We start from the raw sequence: 23,290 nt of genomic DNA, 5'->3' as shown, positions 1-23,290 counted from the left end.
ACCATGTCTCTCGTTCCCGAAACCGACTACGGCACCCCGGCTCGCCGCGCCGAGAAACACGTCACGTTGACGATCGACGGCGAGACGGTAACCGTCCCCGCCGGCACCTCGCTGATGCGCGCGGCTGCCGAGATGGGCACCAAGATCCCGAAGCTCTGCGCGACGGACAGTCTCGAGCCCTTCGGCTCCTGCCGCATGTGCCTCGTCGAAGTGGAAGGCATGCGCGGAACGCCCGCCTCGTGCACGACGCTGGCCGCCGACGGCATGGTGGTAAAGACCCAGACCGACCGGATCGCCAAGCTCCGCCGCGGCGTGATGGAGCTCTATATTTCCGACCACCCGCTGGATTGCCTCACCTGTTCGGCGAACGGCGACTGCGAGTTGCAGGACACGGCCGGCGAGGTCGGCCTGCGCGAGGTGCGCTACGGCCAGCACGGCGAGAACCACGTGCATCCTCACGAGCACGGCAGCCCGAACCCGCTCTTCATGGAGAAGGACCTCTCCAACCCCTATTTCCAGTACGATCCGTCAAAATGCATCGTCTGCTCGCGCTGCGTGCGGGCCTGCGAGGAGGTGCAGGGCACCTTCGCGCTGACGATCGCCGGCCGCGGCTTCGACAGCCGCGTTTCGCCCAGCCAGGGCGAGGACTTCTTCTCCTCCGAATGCGTGTCCTGCGGCGCCTGCGTGCAGGCCTGTCCGACCGCGACGCTGATGGAGAAGTCGGTCGTGGCAATGGGCGTGCCGGAGCATTCCAAGGTCACGACCTGCGCCTATTGCGGCGTCGGCTGCTCGTTCAAGGCCGAGATGCGGGGCGAGGAACTGGTGCGCATGGTGCCGTGGAAGGACGGCAAGGCGAACCACGGCCATTCCTGCGTTAAGGGCCGCTTCGCCTATGGCTACGCCAACCACCGCGAGCGCATCACCTCGCCGATGATCCGCAACTCGACCTCCGAGCCCTGGCGCGAGGTGTCGTGGGAGGAGGCGATCGCCCACACGGCATCCGAGTTCAAGCGCATCCAGGCGAAGTACGGACGCAACTCCGTCGGCGGCATCACCTCCTCGCGCTGCACCAACGAGGAGACCTTCCTCGTCCAGAAGCTGATCCGCGCCGGTTTCGGCAACAACAACGTCGACACGTGCGCCCGCGTCTGCCACTCGCCGACGGGCTACGGCCTGAAGACGACGCTCGGTACCTCGGCCGGCACGCAGGACTTCGATTCGGTCGAGGAGGCCGACGTCATCCTCGTGATCGGCGCCAACCCGACCGACGGGCATCCGGTCTTTGCGAGCCGCATGAAGAAGCGCCTGCGCGAGGGCGCGCAGCTGATCGTCGTCGACCCGCGCCGCATCGATCTCGTCAAGACGCCCCATGTCGAGGCCGCGCACCATCTGCCGCTGCGCCCCGGCACCAACGTCGCCGTCCTCACCGCGATGGCGCATGTGATCGTCACCGAAGGCCTCGTCGACGAGACCTACGTGCGCGAGCGCTGCGACCTCGAGGCCTTCCAGGCCTGGGCCGAGTTCGTGTCCGACGCCTCGCGCTCGCCGGAAGCCTCGGAGCCGATGACGCGCGTACCGGCGGACGAGCTTCGCGCCGCGGCCCGGCTCTATGCCACCGGCGGCAGGGCCGCGATCTACTACGGCCTCGGCGTCACCGAGCACTCGCAAGGTTCGACCACGGTGATGGCGATCGCGAACCTTGCGATGGCGACCGGCAACATCGGCAAGCGCGGCGCGGGCGTGAACCCGCTGCGCGGCCAGAACAACGTGCAGGGTGCCTGCGACATGGGCTCCTTCCCGCACGAGCTCTCGGGCTACCGCCACGTGTCGGACGACACGGCGCGCGCGCTGTTCGAGACGATGTGGGGCGTCGAGCTCGACGACGAGCCGGGCATGCGCATTCCCAACATGCTGGACGCCGCCGTCGCCGGCGAGTTCAAGGGCATCTACATCCAGGGCGAGGACATCCTTCAGTCCGACCCCAACACGCGCCACGTGACGGCCGGTCTTGCCGCGATGGAATGCGTCGTGGTGCAGGACCTCTTCCTGAACGAGACGGCCGTCCACGCCCACGTCTTCCTGCCGGGCTCGACCTTCCTCGAGAAGGACGGGACCTTCACCAACGCCGAGCGGCGCATCCAGCGCGTGCGCCGCGTCATGAAGCCGAAGAACGGCTACGCCGACTGGGAGATCACGCAACTTCTCGCCAACGCGCTGGGCTTCCCGATGAACTACGGGCACCCTTCCGAGATCATGGCCGAGATCGCGGCGCTCACCCCGACCTTTGCCGGTGTCTCCTACGAGCGGCTGGAGACCGAAACCCTCCAGTGGCCCGTCACCGACAAGGCCCCGCTCGGCACGCCGCTGATGCACCTCGAAGGCTTCGTGCGCGGCAAGGGCCTCTTCGTCGTCACAGAATACGTGCCGACCGACGAGAAGGTGGGCCCGCGCTTTCCCCTGCTTCTCACGACGGGCCGCATCCTCTCGCAGTACAATGTCGGCGCGCAGACGCGGCGCACCGACAACACGATGTGGCACGAGGAGGACCTCCTCGAGATCCATCCGCACGACGCCGAGGAGCGCGGCATTCGTGAGGGGGCCTTCGTCAAGGTCGCGAGCCGGGCGGGCGACACCACGCTGCGCGCCCTCATCACCGACCGCGTGGCGCCAGGCGTCGTCTACACGACCTTCCACCATCCGCTGACGCAGGCGAACGTCGTGACGACCGACTATTCCGACTGGGCGACCAACTGCCCGGAATACAAGGTCACGGCGGTCCAGGTCTCGCCCTCCAACGGGCCGACCGACTGGCAGGAGCGCTACAACTCGTTCGCCGCCACCTCGCGCCGCGTGGCCGCCGCCGAGCCCGCCGAATGAGCGCGGCACCCGAACCCCACGACGGCGAGACGCAGAAGCTCGTCACCATGGTCAACCAGGTGGCGCGCTTCTTCGAAAGCCAGGCGCATGAGCCGGGCGTTCTCGGCGTCGCCGACCACGTCGCGGCCTTCTGGACGCCGCGCATGCGCGACATGATCTTCGCCCATGTCGACGCCGGCGGCGCGGACCTTCGCCCGCTGGCGCTGGAGGGGCTCGCCTCGCTGCGTGCCCGCCCGCCCAAGGCCGCGCACCGGCGCCTGGAAGCCGCCGGCGGCCTGTCGGTCGGCACCAAGCCGGGGTCAGACGCGGGCTAGAGCGCGTTCCGAGCGGGTCGATTGGTGGGCTCGGGGCGAAGGCGCCCCGCCGCGCAGCGGGCGTCCGAAGGACGATGACGACCGATCGATCCGGCCGGAAAGCGCTCCGGTTCATGAAAGATCGCCGCCGGCGCGAGCCCTTTGCCGGTCGTGGCCTATGTAGCCCGGACGAAGGGCTGACGAGAACTGGCGGCGATCGCGACGATGGACGGAGGCACGGCTCCACAGGAGACGCCGGCGACCACGGTTCCGGTCAAGGCACCCAGCCGCTTCCGCGCCTGGGTCCGCGGCAACGAGATCGGACTGGTGATCGTCGCCTGCGTGGTGGGCGTGGTCGCCGGCCTTGTGGTGACCGCGATCGGCCGGGCGGCGCAGGCGCTGCACATGCTCCTGTTTTCGGCCGACGACGGGCATCTCAGCTCGATGACGGCCCTCGCCTCTCCCTGGCACGCGGCCCTGCCGGCCTGCGGCGGTGCGCTTCTCGGCCTCTGGCTGTTTGCCACACGCAGGCGCAAGGCGCGGCCGCTGGTCGATCCGATCGAGGCCAACGCGCTGCACGGCGGACGCATGTCGCTGCGCGACAGCGTGATCGTGGTGGCGCAGAACCTCGTGTCCAACGGCTTCGGCGCCTCGGTCGGGCTGGAAGCGGCTTACACGCAGATGTCGGGCGGGCTCGCCTCGCGTCTCGGCACCGCCTTCGAGATGCGGCGGGGGGACCTGCGAATGCTGGTCGGCTGCGGCGCGGCGGGTGCCATCGCCGCCGCCTTCAACGCGCCGCTCACCGGCGCCTTCTACGCGTTCGAGCTCATCATCGGCACCTATTCCGTCGTCACGCTCGCGCCCGTCGTGGCGGCGGCGCTCTGCGGGACGTTCGTCGCACAGCTCCTGGGGGCCGCCCCCTTCCTGATCGAGGTCGGCACGCCGGGCCGGATCACGGCGCTCGACTATCCGCCGGCGATCCTCCTTGCGATCCTCGCAGCCGGCCTGGGCATCGCCATCATGAAGGGCGTGACGAGCGTCGAGCGCGGCATCCGCGGCTCCGGCCTACCGGCGCCGCTGCGCCCCATCGCGGGCGGTCTCCTCGTCGGGGCGCTGGCGCTCGTCACGCCGCAGGTTCTCTCGTCGGGCCACGGCGCGCTCCATCTGCAGCTCGACCTGCCCGCCTCCCTGTCGATGCTCGCGCTGATCCTGGCGCTGAAGGCGCTGGCGTCGGCGGTCTCCATCGGCAGCGGCTTTCGCGGGGGCCTGTTCTTCGCCTCGCTCTTCATGGGCGCGCTCCTCGGCAACCTCTTTGCGGCGGCCGCGCCCTACGTGTTTCCGCACACCGCCCTGACTGCGGTCACCTTCGCGATCGTCGGCATGAGTTCGCTCGCCGTCACCATCGTCGGCGGGCCGATGACGATGACCTTCCTGGCGCTGGAGATGACCGGCGACTTCCCGATCACCGCGCTGGCGCTCGCCGCCGTCGTCACCGCATCGCTGACCGCCCGCAAGACCTTCGGCTATTCCTTCGCCACCTGGCGCTTCCACCTGCGCGGCGAGAACATCCGCAGCGCCCACGATGTCGGCTGGATCCGCAACCTGACGGTGGGCCGCATGATGCGCACCGACGTTCGCACCACGACGCTCGGAACCAGCCTCAAGACCTTCCGGCGCGACTTCCCGCTCGGCTCCGCCCAGCGCGTCGTGGTGGTGGACGCGACGGGCGCCTATGCCGGCATCGTGCTCGTCGCCGACGCCTATTCCGACGAGGCGACCGACCTCGAGGCTAAGATCGACACCCTCCTGCGCTGGAAGGACGCCGTGCTCCTGCCGCAGATGAGCGCGCGCGAGGCGGCGAGCCTCTTCGACCGGGCGGAGAGCGAGGCACTGGCGGTGGTGGACGGGGCGAAGACGCGCAACGTCGTCGGCCTCTTGACCGAAAGCCACACGCTGCGTCGCTACAGCGAGGAGCTCGACCTCCGGCGCCGCGAGGCGGCAGGGGAAGTCCGCTGAGGACGGCGCCCGTCATGGCTTTGCGTCCCGCCTCTGGTATGGAACACCTGCGGTCGCGCACCGCGGCATGAGCGAAGAAGGAACATCGGCCGTGGATGCTGTGAACGTGGCGACCGCCGAAGCCGCCCCGACGACGATCCTGGAGCCGGGGCGCAACTGCATGGCGATCGACCGGGCGGACCGCCTGTCGGTGATCGTCGACGCCGACGACTATTTCCGCTTCGCCCGGCAGGCGATGACGGCCGCGCGGCGGCGCATCATGCTGGTCGGCTGGGACTTCGACGGCCGCATCGCGCTCGGCTACGAGGCAGGGGCGGAAGGCCCGGAGAAGCTCGGCGACTTCGTGCTCTGGCTGGTGGAGCGCAATCCGGACCTCGAGATCTTCCTTCTTCGCTGGGACGTCGGCGCTCTGAAGACGCTCTTGCGCGGCTCGACCTTCTTCACCCTCCTCAAGTGGATGGCGCATCCGCGCATCCACACCAAGCTCGACGGCGCCCATCCGACCGGCTCCTCGCACCACCAGAAGATCGTGGTGATCGACGATGCCCTCGCCTTCTGCGGCGGGATCGACATGACGGCCGACCGCTGGGACACGCGGGCCCACGCGTTCCAGGACGAGCGGCGCCGCCGCCCCTTCACGCGCCGCCGCTACAAGCCCTGGCACGACGCCTCGACGGCGCTGACCGGCCCGGCTGCCGCCCGGCTCGGCGAGATCTGTCGCCAGCGATGGCTGACCGCCGGCGGCGCGCCGGACCCGAAGCCGATCGAGGGCGAGACGGCGATCTGGCCCGAGGGTCTGTGGACGACCTTCCGCGACCTCGACATCGCCGTGTCGCGTTCGGCACCCGAACTCAGCCATCGCGACGCGGTGCACGAGATCGAAGACCTCTATGTCGACCAGATCCGCGCCGCGCGCCGCATCGTCTATGCCGAAAGTCAGTATTTCGCCTCGCGGCGCATCGCGGAGGCGATCGCGCACCGACTGGAGGAGCCGGACGGCCCCGAGATCGTCGTGATCAACCCGGTCTCGGCGCAGGGATGGCTGGAGCCGATCGCAATGGACACGGCCCGCGCGCGCCTCGTCGAGGCGCTCAGGCAGCTCGACCGTCACGGCCGTTTCCGCATGTACCATCCGGTGAACGAGGGCGGCGAGGCGATCTACGTCCACGCCAAGATCCTCGTCGTCGACGATCGGTTCCTGCGCGTCGGCTCGTCCAACATGAACAACCGCTCGATGCGGCTCGACACCGAATGCGACGTCACGGTGGACGCCGCGCTGGCGCCGGACGGCGCGGCGGGGTCGATCGTCGACATCCGCAACGATCTCCTCGCCGAGCACCTCGGCCGCAGACCCGACGAAGTGTCAGACGCGTTGGCGACGAGCGGATCCCTGATCGCGGCGATCGAGGCGCTGCGCGGTCCCGGCCGCTCGCTCGTCCCCTACGAGACGCCCGAGCTCAACGAGGTCGAGGCATGGCTCGCCGACAACAAGATCCTCGATCCCGAGGGCCCGGCCGAGATGTTCGAGCCCCTCTCGAAGCGCCGACATCTCATCGGTCGCCTGCGGCGGCGGATCCGGCAGCACCGGCACAAGGTGCGCTAGCCCCGCCTGTCGGCCTCAGTCGCGGATCGCCATGATCGACTTGTTGAGCCCGGCGACGCGTTCCATCTCGATCCGCGATCCCGGAAACAGCGTGCGCATCATGCGTGCATCGAGAAGCCGGATATCGCGGACATTGCTCCAGGCCTCGGCGGCGCTGCGCGCGCGCGGGAAGAAGCCGAGGTTGAAGTGGCGCGTCAGCGCCGCGCGCAGGGCGATCGGCAGGTACTGGAACCCGACGACGCGGAAATGCGGCTCGAGCGGAAACCAGTAGTTCGGCGTCTGGATGAAGTGGCGCGACCCGAGACGGTGGACGGTGCGGGAAAAGGCGACCATCGCGTCCCAGTCGCCGACATGCTCGATGACCGAGTTGGAGTGGACGAGATCGAACTGCCGCCCGTTGAAGAGCGTGGGATCGCACGCATTGCCGAAGTGGTTTCGGAACATTGCGCCCTGCGGCTCCGGTGCCGCCTCGTTGTTGACGAGCGTGATGGTGATCCGCCCGGCATGGCGCGCCAGAAGCTCCGCGCCGATGTTCCAGTATGTCTCGGTTCCGCCGAGATCGAGGATCTCGATCTCGCGGCGCGTCGCGAGCGCCGCCTCGATCAGGGACGCAACCTGCGCGAAGCGACGCGCCCGGAAGCGGAACTCGAGACTTTCGGGGTTGGACAGGGGGTTCGGCTTGACCCAATCGTCGGCTGCAATTGTCATAACGGCACCTCGCCTTTTCGTGAGGTTAAACTGCCGTTAATCCCAGCCCAGTCAACATTCCTTAATAATCCATGATCGAATGCAGTTAACTTGGAAAATTTTAACAATTCTTTCGTTCGGCACGAAGCATGTATCGTACAATCAATTTTTAAGCGATTTTAAGAGGCGGCGTTTAGGATCCGACCCACGTCATCGGGAGATCCTGACATGAGTGGCCTGTTCGCCTCGGAAGCCGACCGAATCCTCTCGGCTCTCGACCTGTCGATGGCGATGATCGAGTTCGACCTCGACGGCAAGATCCTGCGGGCGAACCGCAACTTCTGCGACCTGATGGGCTATACCGAAGGCGAGATCGTCGGGCGCTCGCACCGCCTCTTCGTCGAGGATGCCTATGCCGCCTCGCCGGAATACGCCGCCTTCTGGGCGAAGCTGCGCCGCGGCGAGTTCGAGTGCGACGAGTTCCGCCGCCTGGCCAAGGGCGGGCGCGAGGTCTTCATCCGGGGCAACTACAACCCGATCCTCAACCGCGCGGGAAAGCCGGTCAAGATCGTCAAGTTCGCCAATGACATCACGGCCACCAAGCAGCGACAGATCGACAGCTCTGCGCGGATCGCCGCGCTCGACCGCTCCCAGGCCATCATCGAGTTCACGCTGGACGGCGAGATCATCACCGCCAACCCGTCGTTCCTGAAGGCCTTCGGGTACCGGCTGGACGAGATCGTCGGCCGCCATCACAGCCTGTTCGTGGATCGCGCCGAGGCGGCCTCTCCCGCCTACGCGGAGTTCTGGTCGCGCCTGCGCGCCGGCGAGTTCATCGCCGACGAGTTCCGCCGTGTGGCCAAGGACGGGCAGGACGTCTTCATCCAGGCCTCCTACAACCCGGTGCTCGGACTGGACGGCAAGGTCGCGAGGATCGTGAAGTTCGCCTCCGACGTCAGCGGGCGTGTGCGCGCCGTCCGGACGCTGGGCCAGGCGTTGACGGCGCTGGCGGGCGGCGACCTCGATCGCCGCATCGAGACGCCCTTCACGCCCGCGCTCGATCCGATCCGCCAGAGCTTCAACGGGTCGGTGGAAACGCTCGGCGCGGCGATGCTCGCGATCTCCCGCAACGGTGCCTCGATCCAGGCCAATGCCGACGGCCTGCGCGCCGCGTCCGACGACCTCGCCCGACGCACCGAACAGGATGCCGCGGCGGTGGAGGAGATCTCGGCGGCGCTGTCCGCGATGAATTCGGGGATGCGGATTGCCAGCAGCAAGGCGGAGGAAGCGGGCGAACTCGTCGCCCGCACCCGCCGCGAAGCCGAGCAGTCGGGCTCCATCGTCGGCGTCGCGGTGGACGCGATGGGCAAGATCCAGGGCTCCTCCGACCGGATCGGCTCGATCATCGGCGTGATCGACGAGATCGCCTTCCAGACCAACCTTCTCGCGCTCAACGCGGGCGTCGAGGCCGCGCGCGCCGGCGAGGCAGGACGCGGGTTCGCGGTGGTGGCGCAGGAGGTACGCGGGCTCGCACAGCGCTCGGCCGAGGCCGCCAAGGAGATCAAGGCGCTGATCTCGACCTCGCGCGAGCAGGTGGCCGAGGGCGTCGATCTCGTGGGGCGTGCCGGCGTGTCGCTGCAAAGCATCGTCGACAAGTTCGCCGCCGTGAACGACCATGTCGGCGTGATCGTCGATGCCGTCCGCAACCAGGCGCACGGGCTCGACGAGGTCAACACGGGTGTCGGAACGCTCGATCGCTCGATCCAGCGCAATGCCGCGATGGTGGAGGAATCGGCTGCCGCCTGTGCCGAACTGTCGGGTGAGGTCGGGGCCTTGAACGAGATGATCGGCCGGTTCGAACTGGCGGCGGAGCGCAGCGCCCCGCGGCGAGGCTCACCCGTCCACACGCTCCATGCGCGGATCGCAAGCGGCTTCTGAGGCGCAAGCCGCGACGGGAGGGAAGCCGCCGGCCGCTCAGTCCACCGGCAGGTCGATCGTGCAGCGCACGCCGCCCGGCCCGATCTCATAGGTGGTTCTTGCCTTCAGTTGGTAGGGCAGCGCCTTTTCGATCAGTTCCCGGCCGTAGCCGCCGCCCGGCAGAGGTGGTGGGGCGACCGGGCGCTCAGGCCCGCTTTCGATCCAGTCGACAACGAGACGGCGCAGGCCGCTGTCGGCTTCGCAGAGCCGCCAATGCACCGCGAGCCGGCCTTCGTCCTGCGACAGGGCCCCGTATTTCACGGCGTTGGTGGCAAGTTCGTGGATCGCCAGCGCGAAGGTCTGGACGCTGGCCGAGCGAAGGCGAACCCCGTCCGGCCCGTCGAGGAGCACCCGCGCGTCGCCGTCGGGGTCGAGAAACCCCCGCGCCTCCAGTTCGGCGCGAATCAATGAATCGAAGGTGACGCGCTGGCCGCGGTCGAGCTGCGACAGAAGCCCGTTGATGCGCGAGAGCGCCAGCAGCCGCTCGCGCAGGCGGGGGAGGAAGTCCTCCAGCGAGGCAGCGTTGCGCGCGGTGCGCTCGGCGACCGAGGTGACGACGCCGAGGAGATTGCGCGTCCGATGCTGGAGCTCGGCGAGAAGGACGTCCTGCCGACCGCGCAACTGGTGCATCTCGTCGACATCGGTCGAGGTGCCGATCCATTCCACCACCTTGCCCCGCTCGTCGAGGACCGGCAGCGCCCTGGCCTGGAACCAGCGCTCGGCCCCCTCCTCCACGCCGCGGATCCGGATCTCCGCTCGGAACTCGCCGCGCGCGCCCGCCTCCCGCCAGGCGGTGACCACGCGCTGCCGGTCGTCGGGATGGACGGCCTTCAGCCAGCCGAAGCCGCTCGCCTCGACCATCGCCTGGCCGGTATAGGCCGCCCATTGCGGGCTTGCCCAAGTCCAGCGGCCGGCGGCGCTGGCCCGCCAGACGAGCTGCGGCATGCCCTGGACGAGGGTCGTCAGCCGACGCTCGCTGGTGGACAGCCGTTCCTCGGCCTTTCGGCGGGGCAGGATGTCGCGAAACAGAACGGCGATCCGGCCGAGGCCGGACCGATCGAACGGGGTCGCGTAGACCTCGTAGAACCGGTGCGGCGATTTCTGTTCCTCCTCGAATCGCTCGGCCTCGCCGCTGCGGGCGATACGTCCGTAGATCTTCAGCCACTCCTGCGGCAGTTCGGGCACGAGTTCGAGTGCGGTGCGCCCTGCGGCATCCGCAAGGCCGCTCTGTCGCTCGAAGGCGGGATTGACCGACAGGAAGCGGTAGTCGACCGGCTGACCGTCGGCGCCCGGGATCAGTTCGAGCGTGCAGAACCCGTCGTCGATCGTCTCGATCAGCCGGCGGTGAGCCTCGGCCTGCAGGTCGTCCTGCGACACGCGCCGGCCGATGCCGTGCCAGCCCCCATTCGTGACGGGTACCAAGCGGAGGCGAAAAAGGTCGCGCCCGCCGTCGGCCGCGAGGCGAAGCGAACCCTCGACCGGCGCCTGCCCGGCCACGGCTTCGCTCCAGAGGCGCTCGGCGCGTGGCCGGTCCTGCGGGTCGACGCACTCGACGAAACGTCGCCCGGCCCAGGCCGACGCATCGGCGGCATGGCTCGCAATCGGTCCACCGGCGGTCACGATTCCGTCGCGGTCCATCCGCCAGAGGCAGTCGACGAAGCCGGCGAGAAGGTCCGGCGGCAGGTGGTCGAAAGGCTCGGGAACCATCCGCACTGTCCTTCGGCCGATCCATCGTGCGCCTGATCTAACGAGCGGAAACGGGCCGGCACAAGCCCGCCGCGCCCTCCCGAAGATGGCAATCGGCGGCCCGGGCGGAATGCTTCGGTAGGCGAGACGAGTTTCTTACCGCCATTTCATTCGCCAAGCGGTTGTAAAGCTCTTACATCGCAAGAAAAGGATCGCGCGCGAGCGGACTGCGCCATGTTCACAGCCTCTGCCTTCGAACTCTCCGGCCAACGCGTCCTGATCGTCGAGGACGAGTATTTCGCTGCCGAAGCGCTGACCGCGGCGGTGAGAGCAGGTGGCGGCGAGGTCGTCGGGCCGGTCGCGAGCGTCGACGATGCGTTGAACGTCCTGGAAGGCGGCGGGCCAGTCGATGCTGCGATCCTCGACGTCAATCTGGCGGGCGACAAGGTCTTTCCGGTCGCCCACGCGCTGCGCCGCCACGGCGTGCCGATCGTCTTCGTCACCGGCTACGACGACTGGATCATCCCCCAGGAATACGACGACGTGCCGGTGTTCCGTAAGCCGGCCGATACGGACAACGTCGTGCGCCTTCTTTTCGAGCGGAGCTGACGCGTCGCCTCCGGAGCGTTTTCCGACCGGATCGGGTGGTCGGCACTGAGGCGGTTTCGGTTCTCGAGCAAGGCCGGCACGGGGCGAAAGCGCTCTGCGGTGCAGCGGGCGTCCGAAGGGCGATGACGACCGTTCGATCCGCTCGGACAGCGCTCTAGTCCAGCGCCGACAGGATCGCATGGCCAGCCCGCACGCGTGTCGCGTTCGGCCAGTTGCGGTTCGCCAGGAACACGACGCCGATCCGCCGTTCCGGCACGAAGGCGGCATAGGCGCCGAAGCCGCGGGTCGAGCCGGTCTTGTTGAAGAGCACCGCGCCCTGCGGTGCCTGTGGCGGATCGAGGCGCGTCGCGGTTTGCGGCTTCAACGCCATGTCGGCCGAGTTGCCGGTCAGAAGCATCTCGACATCGACCGGATAGGGATACTGCTCCCATCCGAGCCCCTGCACCATCGGACCGACCCGGGCGTGCCCGAGATGGGTCGCCTCGACCCCGGCGCGAAGCGGGGCGGGCAGCGAGGAGGGATCGATCTGCACCTCCACGAAGCGCGCCATGTCGGTAGCCGTGGACTTCAGCCCGTAGGCCGATCCGTCGAGCGGGCCGGGCGACACGCGGATCGCCTCGCCGGTCGGCGCGGTGCCGAAGGCGTAGCGGGGCATCTCGCGCTCCGGGACCGTCAGGAACGTGCTGCGAAGGCCGAGAGCGGGCAGGATGTCGCGCGTCATCGTCGCTTCGAAGCCCTCTCCCGTCGCGCGCCCCGCAAGATCGCCGAAGAGGCCGATCGACGGGTTGGAGTAGCGTCGTACCGTTCCGGGCTCGACCTCCGGCCGGAAGTTCTGGAAATAGCGAAGGATCGCCTCGTTGCCCGACACGTCGTCGGGAAACTGCAGCGGCAGACCGGCGGCCGTATAGGTCGCAAGGTCGAGAAGCGTCGCGCGGCCGATGAGGTGTCCCGCAAGGGCCGGCTCGTAGCGTTCGGCGGGGTCGGAGAGCGACAGGTGCCCCTCGGCCTCCGCCGTCGCGCCGAGCGTCGCGGTGAAGGTCTTCGATAGCGAGCCGAGCTCGAACAGCGTGTCCGCCGTCACCGGCTTGCCGCCCGAGGGCGCATCGACACCAAAATTGAACTGATGGCGACGACCGTTCTCGATCACCACGACGGCCATGCCGGGAATGGACGCCTCGCGCATGACGGGCTCGATGACCGACCGGACCTGGCGCTCGACGGCCGCCGGATCGGTGGCGGCCGCAGGCGACACCAAGGCGGCAAGAGAGGCCGCCATGGCAAGGCCGGAGAGAAGGGATCGGAGCGTCGGGCTGGCGGGCATGGATCGTTGACCTTATGGGTGGCGGTGGCCGCGAGACGGTCCGCCGGTGCATCTTTCTGACCCGCATCTGCGGAACTTCGGGCATCCGGCGCAAACCACGAATTCTCGGGCGAGCCATGAGAAAAATTGGGGGACGAGGATGGCCAGGCCCTATCTGCCGCTGACGGCGCTGCGGGCCTTCGAGGCGTCGGCGCGCCACCAGTCGTTCACCCGCGCGGCGATCGAGCTGAACGTCACGCAAGGGGCCGTCAGCCATCAGGTCAAGGCGCTGGAGCAGTCGCTCGGCGCCGCGCTCTTCGAGCGTCTGCCGCGCGGCCTGATGCTGACGCGCGAGGGGGAGATGCTGCTGCCGGGCGTGCGCGACGCGTTCGACCGGATGGCGGGTACGCTGACGCGCTTCGAGAACGGCGCGATGCGCGAGACGCTGCGGGTGGGAGCCGTCGGCACCTTCGCGGTCCGCTGGCTGGTGCCGCGCCTGTCCGACTTCTCGGAGCGCCACCCGTTCGTGGACCTGCGCCTGTCGACCCACAACAACCGCGTCGACCCGGCGGCCGAAGGCCTCGACTACGCCATTCGGTTCGGCGACGGCGCGTGGCACGGCACGTGGTCGGAGCCGATCCTCGACGCGCCCTTGAGCCCGCTCTGCACGCCCGCGATCGCCGCCGCGCTAACGAGGCCGGAGGATCTCCTCGGCCAGAGGCTGCTGCGCTCCTACCGGTCGGACGAATGGGCCAAATGGTTCGCGCTCGCCGGCCTCGAGGGCGACGTTCGAATGCCGGGCGGCATCGTGTTCGACACCTCGCTCGCCATGGTCGAAGCGGCGTTGATGGGCGTGGGCGTGGCACTCGCGCCGCCGGCCCTCTTCGACCGTCACCTCGTCGCCGGCACGCTGGTCCAGCCCTTCGCGGACGTCGTCGACCTCGGCCGCTACTGGCTCACCCGCCTGAATTCGCGTCCCGAGACCTCCGCGATGTCAGCCTTCCGGTCCTGGCTCTCCGAGGCGTCGCGAGAGGCTGGGCCAACCTTTTTGCTCGAAACGGCGCCGCTCACGCCGTAAGGAGGGGCGAACGACTTGAGGCATGGGGATCGATCGATGCGCATCGTGGTGACGGGCCGGCAGGGACAGGTGGTCTCGGCCCTTCTGGAGCGCGGTCCGGCCGCGGGCGTGGACATCGTCGCGCTCGGCCGACCGGACCTCGATCTGGCCGATGCCGCCTCGATCCGCGCCGCCGTCTCGGCCGCCCGGCCGGATGCGATCGTCTCGGCCGCGGCCTACACAGCGGTGGACAAGGCGGAAAGCGAGCCGGATCTCGCCTTTGCGGTCAACGCCGAGGGCCCCGCGGCGCTGGCGGCGGTGGCCGCCGAACTCGGCGTCCCCATCGTCCACCTGTCGACCGACTACGTGTTCTCCGGCGAAAAGACCGACCCTTATGTCGAAAGCGATCCGACCGGACCGGTGTCGGTCTACGGCCGCTCGAAGCTCGAAGGCGAGCGACGCGTTGCACAAGCGCAGCCGAACCATGCGATCCTGCGCACGGCCTGGGTCTACTCGCCCTTCGGCGCGAACTTCCTGAAGACCATGCTGCGGCTCGGCGAGACGCGCGACGCGGTGAACGTCGTCGCCGACCAGCACGGCACGCCGACGAGCGCGCTCGATATCGCCGACGCGGTGATCGCGGTCGCGCGGCGCCTGGCGGCGGACCCCGACCCGAGCCTGCGCGGCACCTTCCACCTGACGGGCTCGGGCGAGGCGACCTGGGCGGATTTCGCGAAGGCGATCTTCACGGAACGGGAGGCCCGCACCGGCAAGCGCGTCACCGTCGGGCGGATCGGCACGGCGGATTATCCGACGCCGGCGCGCCGACCGGCCAATTCGCGCCTATCGGGCGAGAAGCTCGGCCGGGTCTACGGCCTCGTCCTGCCCGACTGGCGCGTATCGACGAAGGCCGTCCTCGACCGCCTTCTTTAGAGCCCGTCCGGAAAGTCCGCCGGGTCGGCTCGGCGGTGCTTTCCGTCACCCATTTCGTGACCGATTCTCACTGACGCCGCCAGCATCGACTGCGTTCGGCGCCTCATGGGCGACGAAAATCCCTCGCCCATCCTCCGCCGGGGACTTTCCGGACGGGCTCTTGGACCTCAGGCGCCGAGGCGACGCCGGGCGGCTTCGAGACCCCAGGCGAGAAGCTCGGCCGCGGCGGGCTCGCTCCCAGCCTCGACATAGCAGCGCAGCTCCGGCGCGTTGCCGGAGGCGCGGTAGTGAACGGTCGAGCCATCGGCGAGCGTCGTGCGCACGCCGTCGAACGTGTTGACGTCCTCGATCGTGCTGCGCTCGGCAAAGAAGGCCCGGGCATCCTCGCCCCCCGCCGCCAGCATGGCGAGGAAGGGCGTGCTCTTGTCAGCCGCGATTTCGGGCAGGCGATCGGCCGCCGCCGCGCCCGCCTCCAGGCCCTCGACGACACGCGACACGGACTGGCCGGCGGCCTTCGCCTCGGCGAGCGTCGCGACGATCGGAAGCAGCGCATCGCGCGTCTTCAACGCGGACAGACGGCACCCGTCCCGCTCCACGTCCGAACCGACGAGGACGCCGCCGTTCGCCTCGAAGCCGACGACGGTGCCCGATCCCGCCGCGCCTTCCATTCCCTCGATCACGAAGGGCGAGCCGACGCGGGTGCGCACGACCTGCGAGAGGAACGGCGCGCGCTCGAGGCTCGACGACGAGGTGACCGGCGTCACCACGATGTCGGCGCCGAGCCGGCGGGCGGTCAGGAGCCCAAGAAGATCGCCGCGCACGATGCGGCCGCGCTCGTCAGCCAGAAGCGGCCGGTCAGCGTCGCCATCGGTCGAGACGACGGCGTCGAAGCGACCGTCCGCCGTCCAGCCGGCGATGAGGTCGAGGTCCTCCGGGCGATGCGCCTCGGTGTCGACGGGAATGAAGCGGTCGGCACGGGCGAGCGGCTCGGGCGAGGCGCCGAGGCGGCCCAGCGCCTCGATGAGCACGTCGCGGGCGACCGAGCTCTGCTGGTAGACGCCGACCCGCAGACCGGACAGGGCCTCCGGCCCGAAGAAGCCGACGATGCGGTCGATGTAGGTCTCGGTGAGGCCTTCGAGCGTCCGGGGCTCCCCACCCGCCTCACCGGCCTGCTCCCCCGCCTCGAAGGCGGCGCGGATACCGGTCTCGTCGGCCTTGGTGATCTCGCCGTCGGGGCGGTAGAACTTCAGGCCGTTGCGATCGTCCGGGATATGGCTGCCCGTCACCATCACCGCGGCCGCGCCGCGCCGGATCGCCTCCTGCGCGAGCGCCGGCGTCGGCAGCGCGCCGGCGTCGAGCGCGTGCCAACCCCTGGCGCTGGCGGCGCGCAGGCAGTCGGCGGCGATCTGCGGGCTCGACGAGCGCAGATCCTGCCCGACGATCACCTCGCGCGTGGCCGGGCTCAGGCCCGCCGCGTCGAGATGGGCGAGGAACGCCGCGGTCCAGGTGGCCGCCGGACCGCCGACGAGATCCACCACCAGGCCGCGCAGGCCGCTGGTTCCGAACTTCAAGCTGCTCATCCGCCGGCCTGCCCTTCAGCTTCGTTCCGCACGCAACAGGAGCCGCCGGGCTCAATTGCGGGCGTAGATGTCCTCGATGCGCACGATGTCGTCCTCGCCGGTATAGGAGCCGACCTGGACCTCGATGAGCTTCAGCGGAATCTTGCCGGGATTGTGCAGGCGGTGGGTGCAGCCGATCGGCAGGTAGGCCGCCTCGTTCTCGTGGAAAAGCTTGACCGCGCCGTCGACCGTCACCTCGGCGGTGCCGCGCACGACGACCCAGTGCTCGGCGCGGTGGTAATGGCGCTGCAGGCTGAGGATGCCGCCCGGCTTGACGCAGATATGCTTGACCTGAAACCTGTCGCCGATGTCGATCCGCTGGTACCAGCCCCAGGGGCGGTGGATGCGGTGGTGCTGCCCGGCCTCGGGACGCTTCTCGGCATGAAGCTTGGCGACCAGCGACTTCACCTCGCCGGCCCGCTCGCGCGAGGTGACGAGAACGGCGTCGGGCGTCGTCACCACGACGACGTCGTCGAGGCCGACGACGGTCGTCAGCACCTCGTCGGAGCGCACGAAGGAGCCGTGCGTGTCGAGGACGCTGACGGCGCCCTCGAGGACGTTGCCGGCCTCGTCCTTGTCCTTGACGTCGAACATGGCGTCCCAGGAGCCGATGTCTGACCAGCGGAAGCGCGTCTTCAGAACGCCGGCGCGCCGCGTCTTCTCCATGACGGCGTAGTCGATCGAGATGCGCGGGGCCCTGGCGAAGGCGTCGGCGTCGAGGCGCAGGAAGTCGAGGTCGCGCACGGCGGCCTCCAGCGCGCCGCGCGCGGCATTCAGGACCTCGGGCGCATAGGTCGACAGCTCTTCCTGCATCAGGCGCGCCGGGAAGACGAAGTTGCCCGAGTTCCAGCGATAGCCTTCCGCGACATAGGTCTCGGCCGTCTCGCGGTTCGGCTTCTCGGCGAAGCGCTCGACCGTGAAGGCGCCGCTGTCGCCGAGCGGGGCGCCGGGCGCGATGTAGCCGTAGGCGGTGGACGGGCCGGTCGGCTCGATGCCGAGGAGCATGATGCGCTGGAAGCCGGCCGCGGCCGCGGCGGCCTCCTGGCAGTCGGCGGTGAAGAGGTCGCCGTCGGGGATCAGATGGTCCGCGGCGAGCACCAGGCAGACGGCGTCTTCGTCACGCCCGGCCGCGATCAGCGCACCGACGGCGATGGCTGCCGCCGAATCGCGGCGCTCCGGCTCGAGCACGATGTCGGCCTCGACCCCGAGGCCGGCGAGCTGCTCGGCGACCACGAAGCGGAAGTCGGAATGGGTGACGACGACGGGGCGCGCGAAGCCTTGGCCGGACACGCGCAGAATCGTCTCCTCGAAGGTGGAGCGGCCGGAATCCAGAAGCGAGACGAACTGCTTGGGCATCGTGTCGCGCGACACCGGCCAGAGCCGCGTTCCCGAGCCGCCGGCGATCACGACGGGATGAACCTGGCGAGCCCTGCTGGATACCGTCATGCGCTCAACTCTTTCCTCGACCGACCGTCTACCATCCCGGCCAAGCCCATCGGCGCGGCCGGCATATCGGCCCGCTATAGACGGCAAAGGTCCGTCATTGTCTAGAAAGCATTCGAATTGGTCTTAATGACCGGCGGGGATCCGGCTTGCCAAGCGGCGGGCAAACCGCAAGTTCGACCATGCAACCGCGACGAGGACGATGACCGATGCGCCGATCGATGGCCTGTCTCCTGACCTTCCTTGCTGCCGCGCCCGCGGACGCTGCGACGCTGCGCGTGGAACTGAAGAACGAGACGTCGGAGACGATCTACACCGTCACAGCATTTGCAAGCGAACTCGTCGCCAACAACCGCAACCTGACCCGCATCCCGCTGACCGGCGGCTCTTCGCGGACGGTGACGATCTTCGACGACTACAACAAGTGCATCTTCACCTTCACGGTGAACTTCAACGATCCGCAGCCGGCGCGCGCGCGATCGGCGACGCGCCCCAGGGCCAAGCCGTTCAAGGTCTACAGAGACATCGACATCTGCGAAAAGCGCCAGCTCGATATCCGCTGACCCGGCCACGGCGGGCCCGCACCGGGCCTCGAACGCCCCTGCCCTGACTCTGCAGCGTCCAGCCGCTCCGTGACGACTCGCGCCCCGTATCCGCGGGATCACCTCCGCACGCCCGTCCGCCGATCGCGACATCGGCCCCAACCGACATCGACTGCCCCAACGTCATCGACCGCCTGATAGCGCCAGATTTAATCTATATGACATAAACTGTTATCATTAACTTATCATTATTCATCTGATTGACTCCTCCCCTAGCGTCATTAATAGGTTGCTAACCAACAGCAGGGGGTCGACATGGATTTCAGTAAACTTTTATCTTTTGGTAAGGTGTCTCTCACGAACAGCGACGACACGCTGACGTCGCTGTTCTACAAGAACGCCGCGGTCCACGGTCTCGACGGCAACGACGTCTTCCAGACGCCGGACAGCGGCGGCGTGATCACCTCGAGCGACTTCTTCGGCGGCAACGGCGACGATCGCCTGATCGTCAACGAGAACACCGGTCTGCTGTTCGGCTCGAAGTTCGACGGCGGCGCCGGCATCGACACGCTGGAGCTCACCTCCGACAAGCGGATCGTCATGTCGTCCGAGGGGACCGGCGACGCGACGGCCGTGACGGTGAAGTCCTATGCCTTCGGCTTCATCCCGACCGGCTCGCTGACCGGCGAAAGCGTCGAGCGCTACATCATCAAGGCGAGCGGCTACCAGGACGTCCTGGTCGGCGGCGCCGGCAACGACTTCCTCGACGGCCGCGGCGGTCTCGACATCTTCAAGGGCTCGGCCGGCGACGACTCCTACGTCTTCGACACGGTCGGCGAGAAGGTCACTGGCGAAGCCGCGAACGGCGGTCACGACCAGATCTTCACGACGGTTTCAGTGAAGCTCGGCGATGCCGGCGCCGACAACGCCAATATCGAGAGCCTGCGCCTCGTCGGCGATGCCGCCATCAACGGCACGGGCAACAGCCTGAACAACCTGATCACCGGCAACGCCGCCGACAACGTCATCGCTGGCGGCGCGGGCAACGATCGGCTCTACGGCAATGGCGGCGTCGACAAGTTCGTCTTCGCGGAAGCGGGTGCGGGCAACCGCGACGGCATCTTCGACTTCGGCGCCGACGACGTCATCGTGCTCGACCGCTCGCAGGGCGCCTTCACCGGCCTCACGGCGGTCAACGGCGCCCTGGATCCGGCCGACCTGCAGTTCAACACGGCCGTCGGCACCGACGCCCAACTGATCTACAACCGGGCGACCGGCATCCTGTCCTACGACGAGAACGGCACGGGCGCCGGCGGCTCGCAGGAGATCGCGTTCATCGGCGCGAACGTCGATCTCAAGGCCGAGCACATCCTCCTCGCCTGAGGCGAGTAGCGGTCAGCCAGACAACGAAAGGGGCCGCCGGCATCTCGCCGGCGGCCCCTTTTTTTCCGCGCCGAAAAGAAGGGAACGCGCGCGAGCGTTCCCCTTTCAGACCATGACGTCGCCGGTGCTGCGGCTCTTCCAGTCGCGCAGCGATCCCTCGAGATCGGTGGAGAAACGGAAGCCGCTGGCAAGAAGCGCCGCCGGCTCGACGCGCGTCGAGCGGACGAGCTTCAGGATGCGCTCGCGATCGATGCCGTTGCGCACCCCGACCCGGTTCAGCACCTCGAACGGGATCGCCGCCGCATTCATCACGGGCTGCGGAACGACGCCGCGCGGCGACCTGTAGCCCGCGACGCGCTCGAACGCCTGACAGATCTCCTCGATCGTATAGGCCTGCGGATAGCAGAAGTTGTAGAGGAACTCGCGCTCGCCGAGGTCCATCGCATGGTCCATCGAGCGCACGATCTCGCCGACATAGCCGCAGCATTTGATCGTGTCCTTGCGGCCGGGATAGACGAAGGTGCCCTTGCGCAGCGCCTTGGCGAGGCGCGTGAAGTTGCCACCCTCACCCTGCCCGAAGATCACGGCGGGCCGCGCGATCACGAGGCGACGCGCCGCCTCGCCCGCCAGCCACTGGCGATGGATGCCTTCGGCGAGAAGCTTGGAGCGGCCGTAGTCGGAGACGGGCTCGGGCACAGAACGTTCGGTCTTCAGGTCTTCGCCCGGACCGTAGACCGCGATCGAACTCGTGAAGAGAATCGCCTCGATGCCGTTGCGCGCCGCGAACTCGCAGACGTTGAGCGCCCCGCCGAGATTGGTCTCGTAGTACTCGTGCGGCTCGTGCCCGGGCGTGCGATGGACGGCCGCGAGATTGAAGATCGCGCCGAACGCGCCGTCGAGCCGCTCTGGGAACGGGGCGCGGATGTCGTGGATCTCGTAGGCGACGCCGGCGACCGGCCGCTGCGGCGGAGCGATGTCGACGCTGACAAGCCGGTCGTAGCGCCCTTCCGCCTTCAGATGCGCCAAGAGGTGGGTCCCGATGAACCCGGCCCCGCCCACAACCATCGCCTGCTTCACCGCGACCTCCGTCAGCACCCGTCCCGTTCATATGCAGTGCAACATGAAAAGGATCAACCAATTCGCGGCTCGCGGCGGACGGCGGTCCGGCCCTGATGACCGACAGACTCACAGGCCCAAACAAGCTTGATCCGGCAAATTGCATCTCATTATAAGGATCGCATTCGCTGGGACTTGGGGCATGCTTCAGAATCGGACATGGGTCGATCCAACCGCCGAAGCCGAATTCTGGACGCAGATGGAGCGCCTGGAGGCGGCGAGCGCACGCCTTCAGTCGCTCGGGCGGATCAGCGGCCTCCTGCGGGGCGGACCGTTCCGCCGCGCCGCACTGCAGCGAGATCTCGACGCCATCCGCGAGCACGCCCAGACCCTCGTCGACCAGCATACGATCCCGGTCTGCGAAACGGTCGAGGCGACCCCGTCTGCCAGCGCGGCGGGCGATCCCCTGCGCACGCTGGCCGGCATGGTCGTCTCGCTGCGACAGGACCGCGCGGTACGACCGGAGGCGGGCGAAGAGACGGCGGTCTGACCGACGCCCGCCCCGGCGCGGACCTTCGAAGCCTTGCGGCTTCTCCATGGTAGTGTCACGTTCATCGCATAACGCAGCGGGCGGAGGGGGTTTGCAGATCCCGCCGGAAACCCTGTCACGTTCCTTTTCTTGCAATGCGAAGAACGACGTGAAACATGGGTCCGTTATCCTGTAGATGCATATCGACCGGCGATGCCCTCCGGCGCGATCTGCAACTCGAACGTGATGGATCGGTCCGATGCTGGATATGTCGCTTGCCGGAAGCTCGGCGCCCCAGGTTGCCGTGATCGGAACCGGCTATGTCGGCCTCGTCTCGGGAGCCTGCCTGGCCGAGTCGGGCTGGCGCGTCGCCTGCGTCGACCAGGTGGAAGCCAAGATCGAGAAGCTGAAGAAGGGCATCATCCCGATCTACGAGCCGGGTCTCGACGAGGTCGTGGTCCGCAACGCAGAAGCCGGACGCCTCACCTTCACAACCGACATCGCCGAGGCGCTGCGCGAAGCGCAGATCGTCATCATCGCGGTGGGTACGCCGACCCGCAAGCTCGACGGCAATGCCGACCTGCAGTACGTCTACGCCGCAAGCCGCGATATCGCCCGCAACCTCGACCACTATGCCGTGGTGGTGACCAAGTCGACCGTGCCGGCCGGCACCGGCAACGAGGTGCGCCGGATCATCGAGCGCGAGAACCCGAACCTCGACTTCGACGTCGCGTCGAACCCCGAGTTCCTGCGCGAGGGCAACGCGGTTTCCGACTTCATGAAGCCGGATCGCATCGTCATCGGCACCGACAGCGCGCGGGCCCGCGAACGTCTCGAGGCGCTCTATCGCCCCTTCACCGACCAGGGCTTCGAGCTGATCTCCACCGACATCATCTCGTCGGAGCTCATCAAGTACGCCGCCAACACCTTCCTGGCGACCAAGGTCTCATTCATCAACGAGATGGCCGACATCTGCGAGAAGGTCGGCGGCGACATCGGTGCGATCTCGCGCGGCATGGGTTCGGACAAGCGCATCGGCCGCGAGTTCCTGAAGCCCGGCCCCGGCTACGGCGGCTCGTGCTTCCCGAAGGACACGCTCGCCATGGTCCATATCGGCGAGAAGGCGCTCAGCCCCGCGACGATCGTCGAGGCCGTCATCACCGTCAACCGCTCGCGCCCGCACCGCATGGTGGCCAAGGTCATCCAGGCCGCCGGCGGCTCGGTGGACGGGCGCACGATCGCCCTCCTCGGCCTGACCTTCAAGCCCAACACCGACGACGTGCGCGACAGCGTCGCGGTGCTGGTCGCCGAGCAGTTGACGCAGCGCGGTGCCATCGTACGCGCCTTCGACCCGAAGGGCATGGACCACGCCCGCGAGATGCTGGGCGATGCGATCGAGTACTGCCCGACGATGCAGGACGCGATCGAAGGGGCCGACCTATGCGTTCTCGCGACCGAGTGGGAGGAGTTCGTGCGCTTCCCGCTGGAGGGCTACCGCGCCGCCCTGCGCAACCCGATCCTCGTCGACTTCCGCAACGTCTTCTCGCTGGAGACCATGGCGGAGGCCGGCTTCGAATATCACTCGATCGGCCGCGGCAGCGTGCAGGCGCCGGCCGCCGAACCCCTCGCGCGCTCGGCCTGACGTCCCGGAAGGAACTGGCCGACCGGTCGTCCCACGGA

The 23,290-nt window shown here is 68.3% G+C and carries 18 protein-coding genes; 12 read left to right on the top strand and 6 right to left on the bottom strand.

Going from position 1 to position 23,290, the window contains the following annotated elements:
- The first annotated feature begins 3 nt into the window (after positions 1 to 3).
- The 4 genes from fdhF (at position 4) to ACLNGM_RS06760 (ending at position 6,789) form a co-directional block, all read left to right on the top strand.
- Positions 4 to 2,877, top strand: a complete 2,874-nt coding sequence (gene fdhF / locus ACLNGM_RS06775) for a formate dehydrogenase subunit alpha (protein WP_416357730.1) — start codon at positions 4 to 6, stop codon at positions 2,875 to 2,877.
- Positions 2,874 to 3,191, top strand: a complete 318-nt coding sequence (locus ACLNGM_RS06770; protein WP_416357729.1) for a formate dehydrogenase subunit delta — start codon at positions 2,874 to 2,876, stop codon at positions 3,189 to 3,191. The genes fdhF and ACLNGM_RS06770 overlap by 4 nt, the downstream gene beginning before the upstream one ends.
- 204 nt (positions 3,192 to 3,395) lie before the next feature.
- Positions 3,396 to 5,186, top strand: a complete 1,791-nt coding sequence (locus ACLNGM_RS06765) for a chloride channel protein (RefSeq protein WP_416357728.1) — start codon at positions 3,396 to 3,398, stop codon at positions 5,184 to 5,186.
- Positions 5,187 to 5,277: 91 nt separating this feature from the next.
- Positions 5,278 to 6,789, top strand: coding sequence for a phospholipase D-like domain-containing protein (locus tag ACLNGM_RS06760; RefSeq protein ID WP_416357727.1), 1,512 nt, complete (start codon positions 5,278 to 5,280; stop codon positions 6,787 to 6,789).
- A 15-nt stretch (positions 6,790 to 6,804) separates the two neighbouring features.
- Here ACLNGM_RS06760 and ACLNGM_RS06755 read toward each other — a convergent pair whose 3' ends face one another.
- Positions 6,805 to 7,497, bottom strand: coding sequence for a methyltransferase domain-containing protein (locus ACLNGM_RS06755; RefSeq protein ID WP_416357726.1), 693 nt, complete (start codon positions 7,495 to 7,497; stop codon positions 6,805 to 6,807).
- A gap of 207 nt (positions 7,498 to 7,704) precedes the next feature.
- Between ACLNGM_RS06755 and ACLNGM_RS06750 the strand changes: the two genes are divergently transcribed.
- Positions 7,705 to 9,414, top strand: a complete 1,710-nt coding sequence (locus tag ACLNGM_RS06750; RefSeq protein WP_416357725.1) for a PAS domain-containing methyl-accepting chemotaxis protein — start codon at positions 7,705 to 7,707, stop codon at positions 9,412 to 9,414.
- A gap of 36 nt (positions 9,415 to 9,450) precedes the next feature.
- On the opposite strand, the gene ACLNGM_RS06745 is transcribed toward ACLNGM_RS06750, so the two are convergent.
- Entirely contained in the window at positions 9,451 to 11,160 is a 1,710-nt protein-coding gene (locus ACLNGM_RS06745; RefSeq protein WP_416357724.1) for a PAS domain-containing protein, read from the bottom strand.
- A 213-nt stretch (positions 11,161 to 11,373) separates the two neighbouring features.
- Between ACLNGM_RS06745 and ACLNGM_RS06740 the strand changes: the two genes are divergently transcribed.
- Positions 11,374 to 11,748: a response regulator gene (locus ACLNGM_RS06740; RefSeq protein ID WP_416357723.1), complete on the top strand. Its 375-nt coding sequence runs from the start codon at positions 11,374 to 11,376 to the stop codon at positions 11,746 to 11,748.
- 154 nt (positions 11,749 to 11,902) lie between these two features.
- Here ACLNGM_RS06740 and ampC read toward each other — a convergent pair whose 3' ends face one another.
- Positions 11,903 to 13,024 (bottom strand): class C beta-lactamase, encoded by a 1,122-nt coding sequence (gene ampC / locus ACLNGM_RS06735; protein WP_416358401.1) that lies wholly within the window; start codon positions 13,022 to 13,024, stop codon positions 11,903 to 11,905.
- Positions 13,025 to 13,208: 184 nt separating this feature from the next.
- Between ampC and ACLNGM_RS06730 the strand changes: the two genes are divergently transcribed.
- Together ACLNGM_RS06730 and rfbD are read left to right on the top strand one after the other, a co-directional pair.
- Entirely contained in the window at positions 13,209 to 14,126 is a 918-nt protein-coding gene (locus ACLNGM_RS06730; RefSeq protein WP_416357722.1) for a LysR family transcriptional regulator, read from the top strand.
- 36 nt (positions 14,127 to 14,162) lie between these two features.
- Positions 14,163 to 15,038 (top strand): dTDP-4-dehydrorhamnose reductase, encoded by an 876-nt coding sequence (gene rfbD / locus ACLNGM_RS06725; protein WP_416357721.1) that lies wholly within the window; start codon positions 14,163 to 14,165, stop codon positions 15,036 to 15,038.
- 167 nt (positions 15,039 to 15,205) lie between these two features.
- Here the strand turns inward: rfbD and ACLNGM_RS06720 are convergent, their stop codons facing one another.
- Together ACLNGM_RS06720 and ACLNGM_RS06715 are read right to left on the bottom strand one after the other, a co-directional pair.
- Positions 15,206 to 16,618, bottom strand: a complete 1,413-nt coding sequence (locus ACLNGM_RS06720; RefSeq protein ID WP_416357720.1) for a phosphomannomutase — start codon at positions 16,616 to 16,618, stop codon at positions 15,206 to 15,208.
- Positions 16,619 to 16,669: 51 nt separating this feature from the next.
- Positions 16,670 to 18,103 (bottom strand): mannose-1-phosphate guanylyltransferase/mannose-6-phosphate isomerase, encoded by a 1,434-nt coding sequence (locus ACLNGM_RS06715; protein ID WP_416357719.1) that lies wholly within the window; start codon positions 18,101 to 18,103, stop codon positions 16,670 to 16,672.
- Between the two features lie 206 nt (positions 18,104 to 18,309).
- Between ACLNGM_RS06715 and ACLNGM_RS06710 the strand changes: the two genes are divergently transcribed.
- Both ACLNGM_RS06710 and ACLNGM_RS06705 read left to right on the top strand, forming a co-directional pair.
- Positions 18,310 to 18,663 (top strand): hypothetical protein, encoded by a 354-nt coding sequence (locus ACLNGM_RS06710; RefSeq protein ID WP_416357718.1) that lies wholly within the window; start codon positions 18,310 to 18,312, stop codon positions 18,661 to 18,663.
- Between the two features lie 294 nt (positions 18,664 to 18,957).
- Complete coding sequence (locus ACLNGM_RS06705; RefSeq protein WP_416357717.1) at positions 18,958 to 20,025, top strand: hypothetical protein; 1,068 nt, start codon at positions 18,958 to 18,960, stop codon at positions 20,023 to 20,025.
- A 105-nt stretch (positions 20,026 to 20,130) separates the two neighbouring features.
- Here the strand turns inward: ACLNGM_RS06705 and ACLNGM_RS06700 are convergent, their stop codons facing one another.
- Positions 20,131 to 21,102, bottom strand: a complete 972-nt coding sequence (locus ACLNGM_RS06700; RefSeq protein WP_416357716.1) for an NAD-dependent epimerase/dehydratase family protein — start codon at positions 21,100 to 21,102, stop codon at positions 20,131 to 20,133.
- Positions 21,103 to 21,283: 181 nt separating this feature from the next.
- Here ACLNGM_RS06700 and ACLNGM_RS06695 point away from each other — a divergent pair, with 181 nt between their 5' ends.
- On the top strand, positions 21,284 to 21,631 hold the full coding sequence (locus ACLNGM_RS06695; protein ID WP_416357715.1) for a hypothetical protein: 348 nt from the start codon (positions 21,284 to 21,286) through the stop codon (positions 21,629 to 21,631).
- 238 nt (positions 21,632 to 21,869) lie between these two features.
- A complete protein-coding gene (locus ACLNGM_RS06690) occupies positions 21,870 to 23,252 on the top strand; it encodes a UDP-glucose dehydrogenase family protein (protein ID WP_416357714.1) in 1,383 nt (460 codons plus the stop codon).
- The last annotated feature ends 38 nt before the right edge of the window (positions 23,253 to 23,290 follow it).

The sequence above is a fragment of the Aureimonas phyllosphaerae genome (genome assembly GCF_047943035.1).
Taxonomy (GTDB): domain Bacteria; phylum Pseudomonadota; class Alphaproteobacteria; order Rhizobiales; family Rhizobiaceae; genus Aureimonas; species Aureimonas phyllosphaerae.
This window is presented reverse-complemented; position numbering and strand designations above follow the sequence as displayed.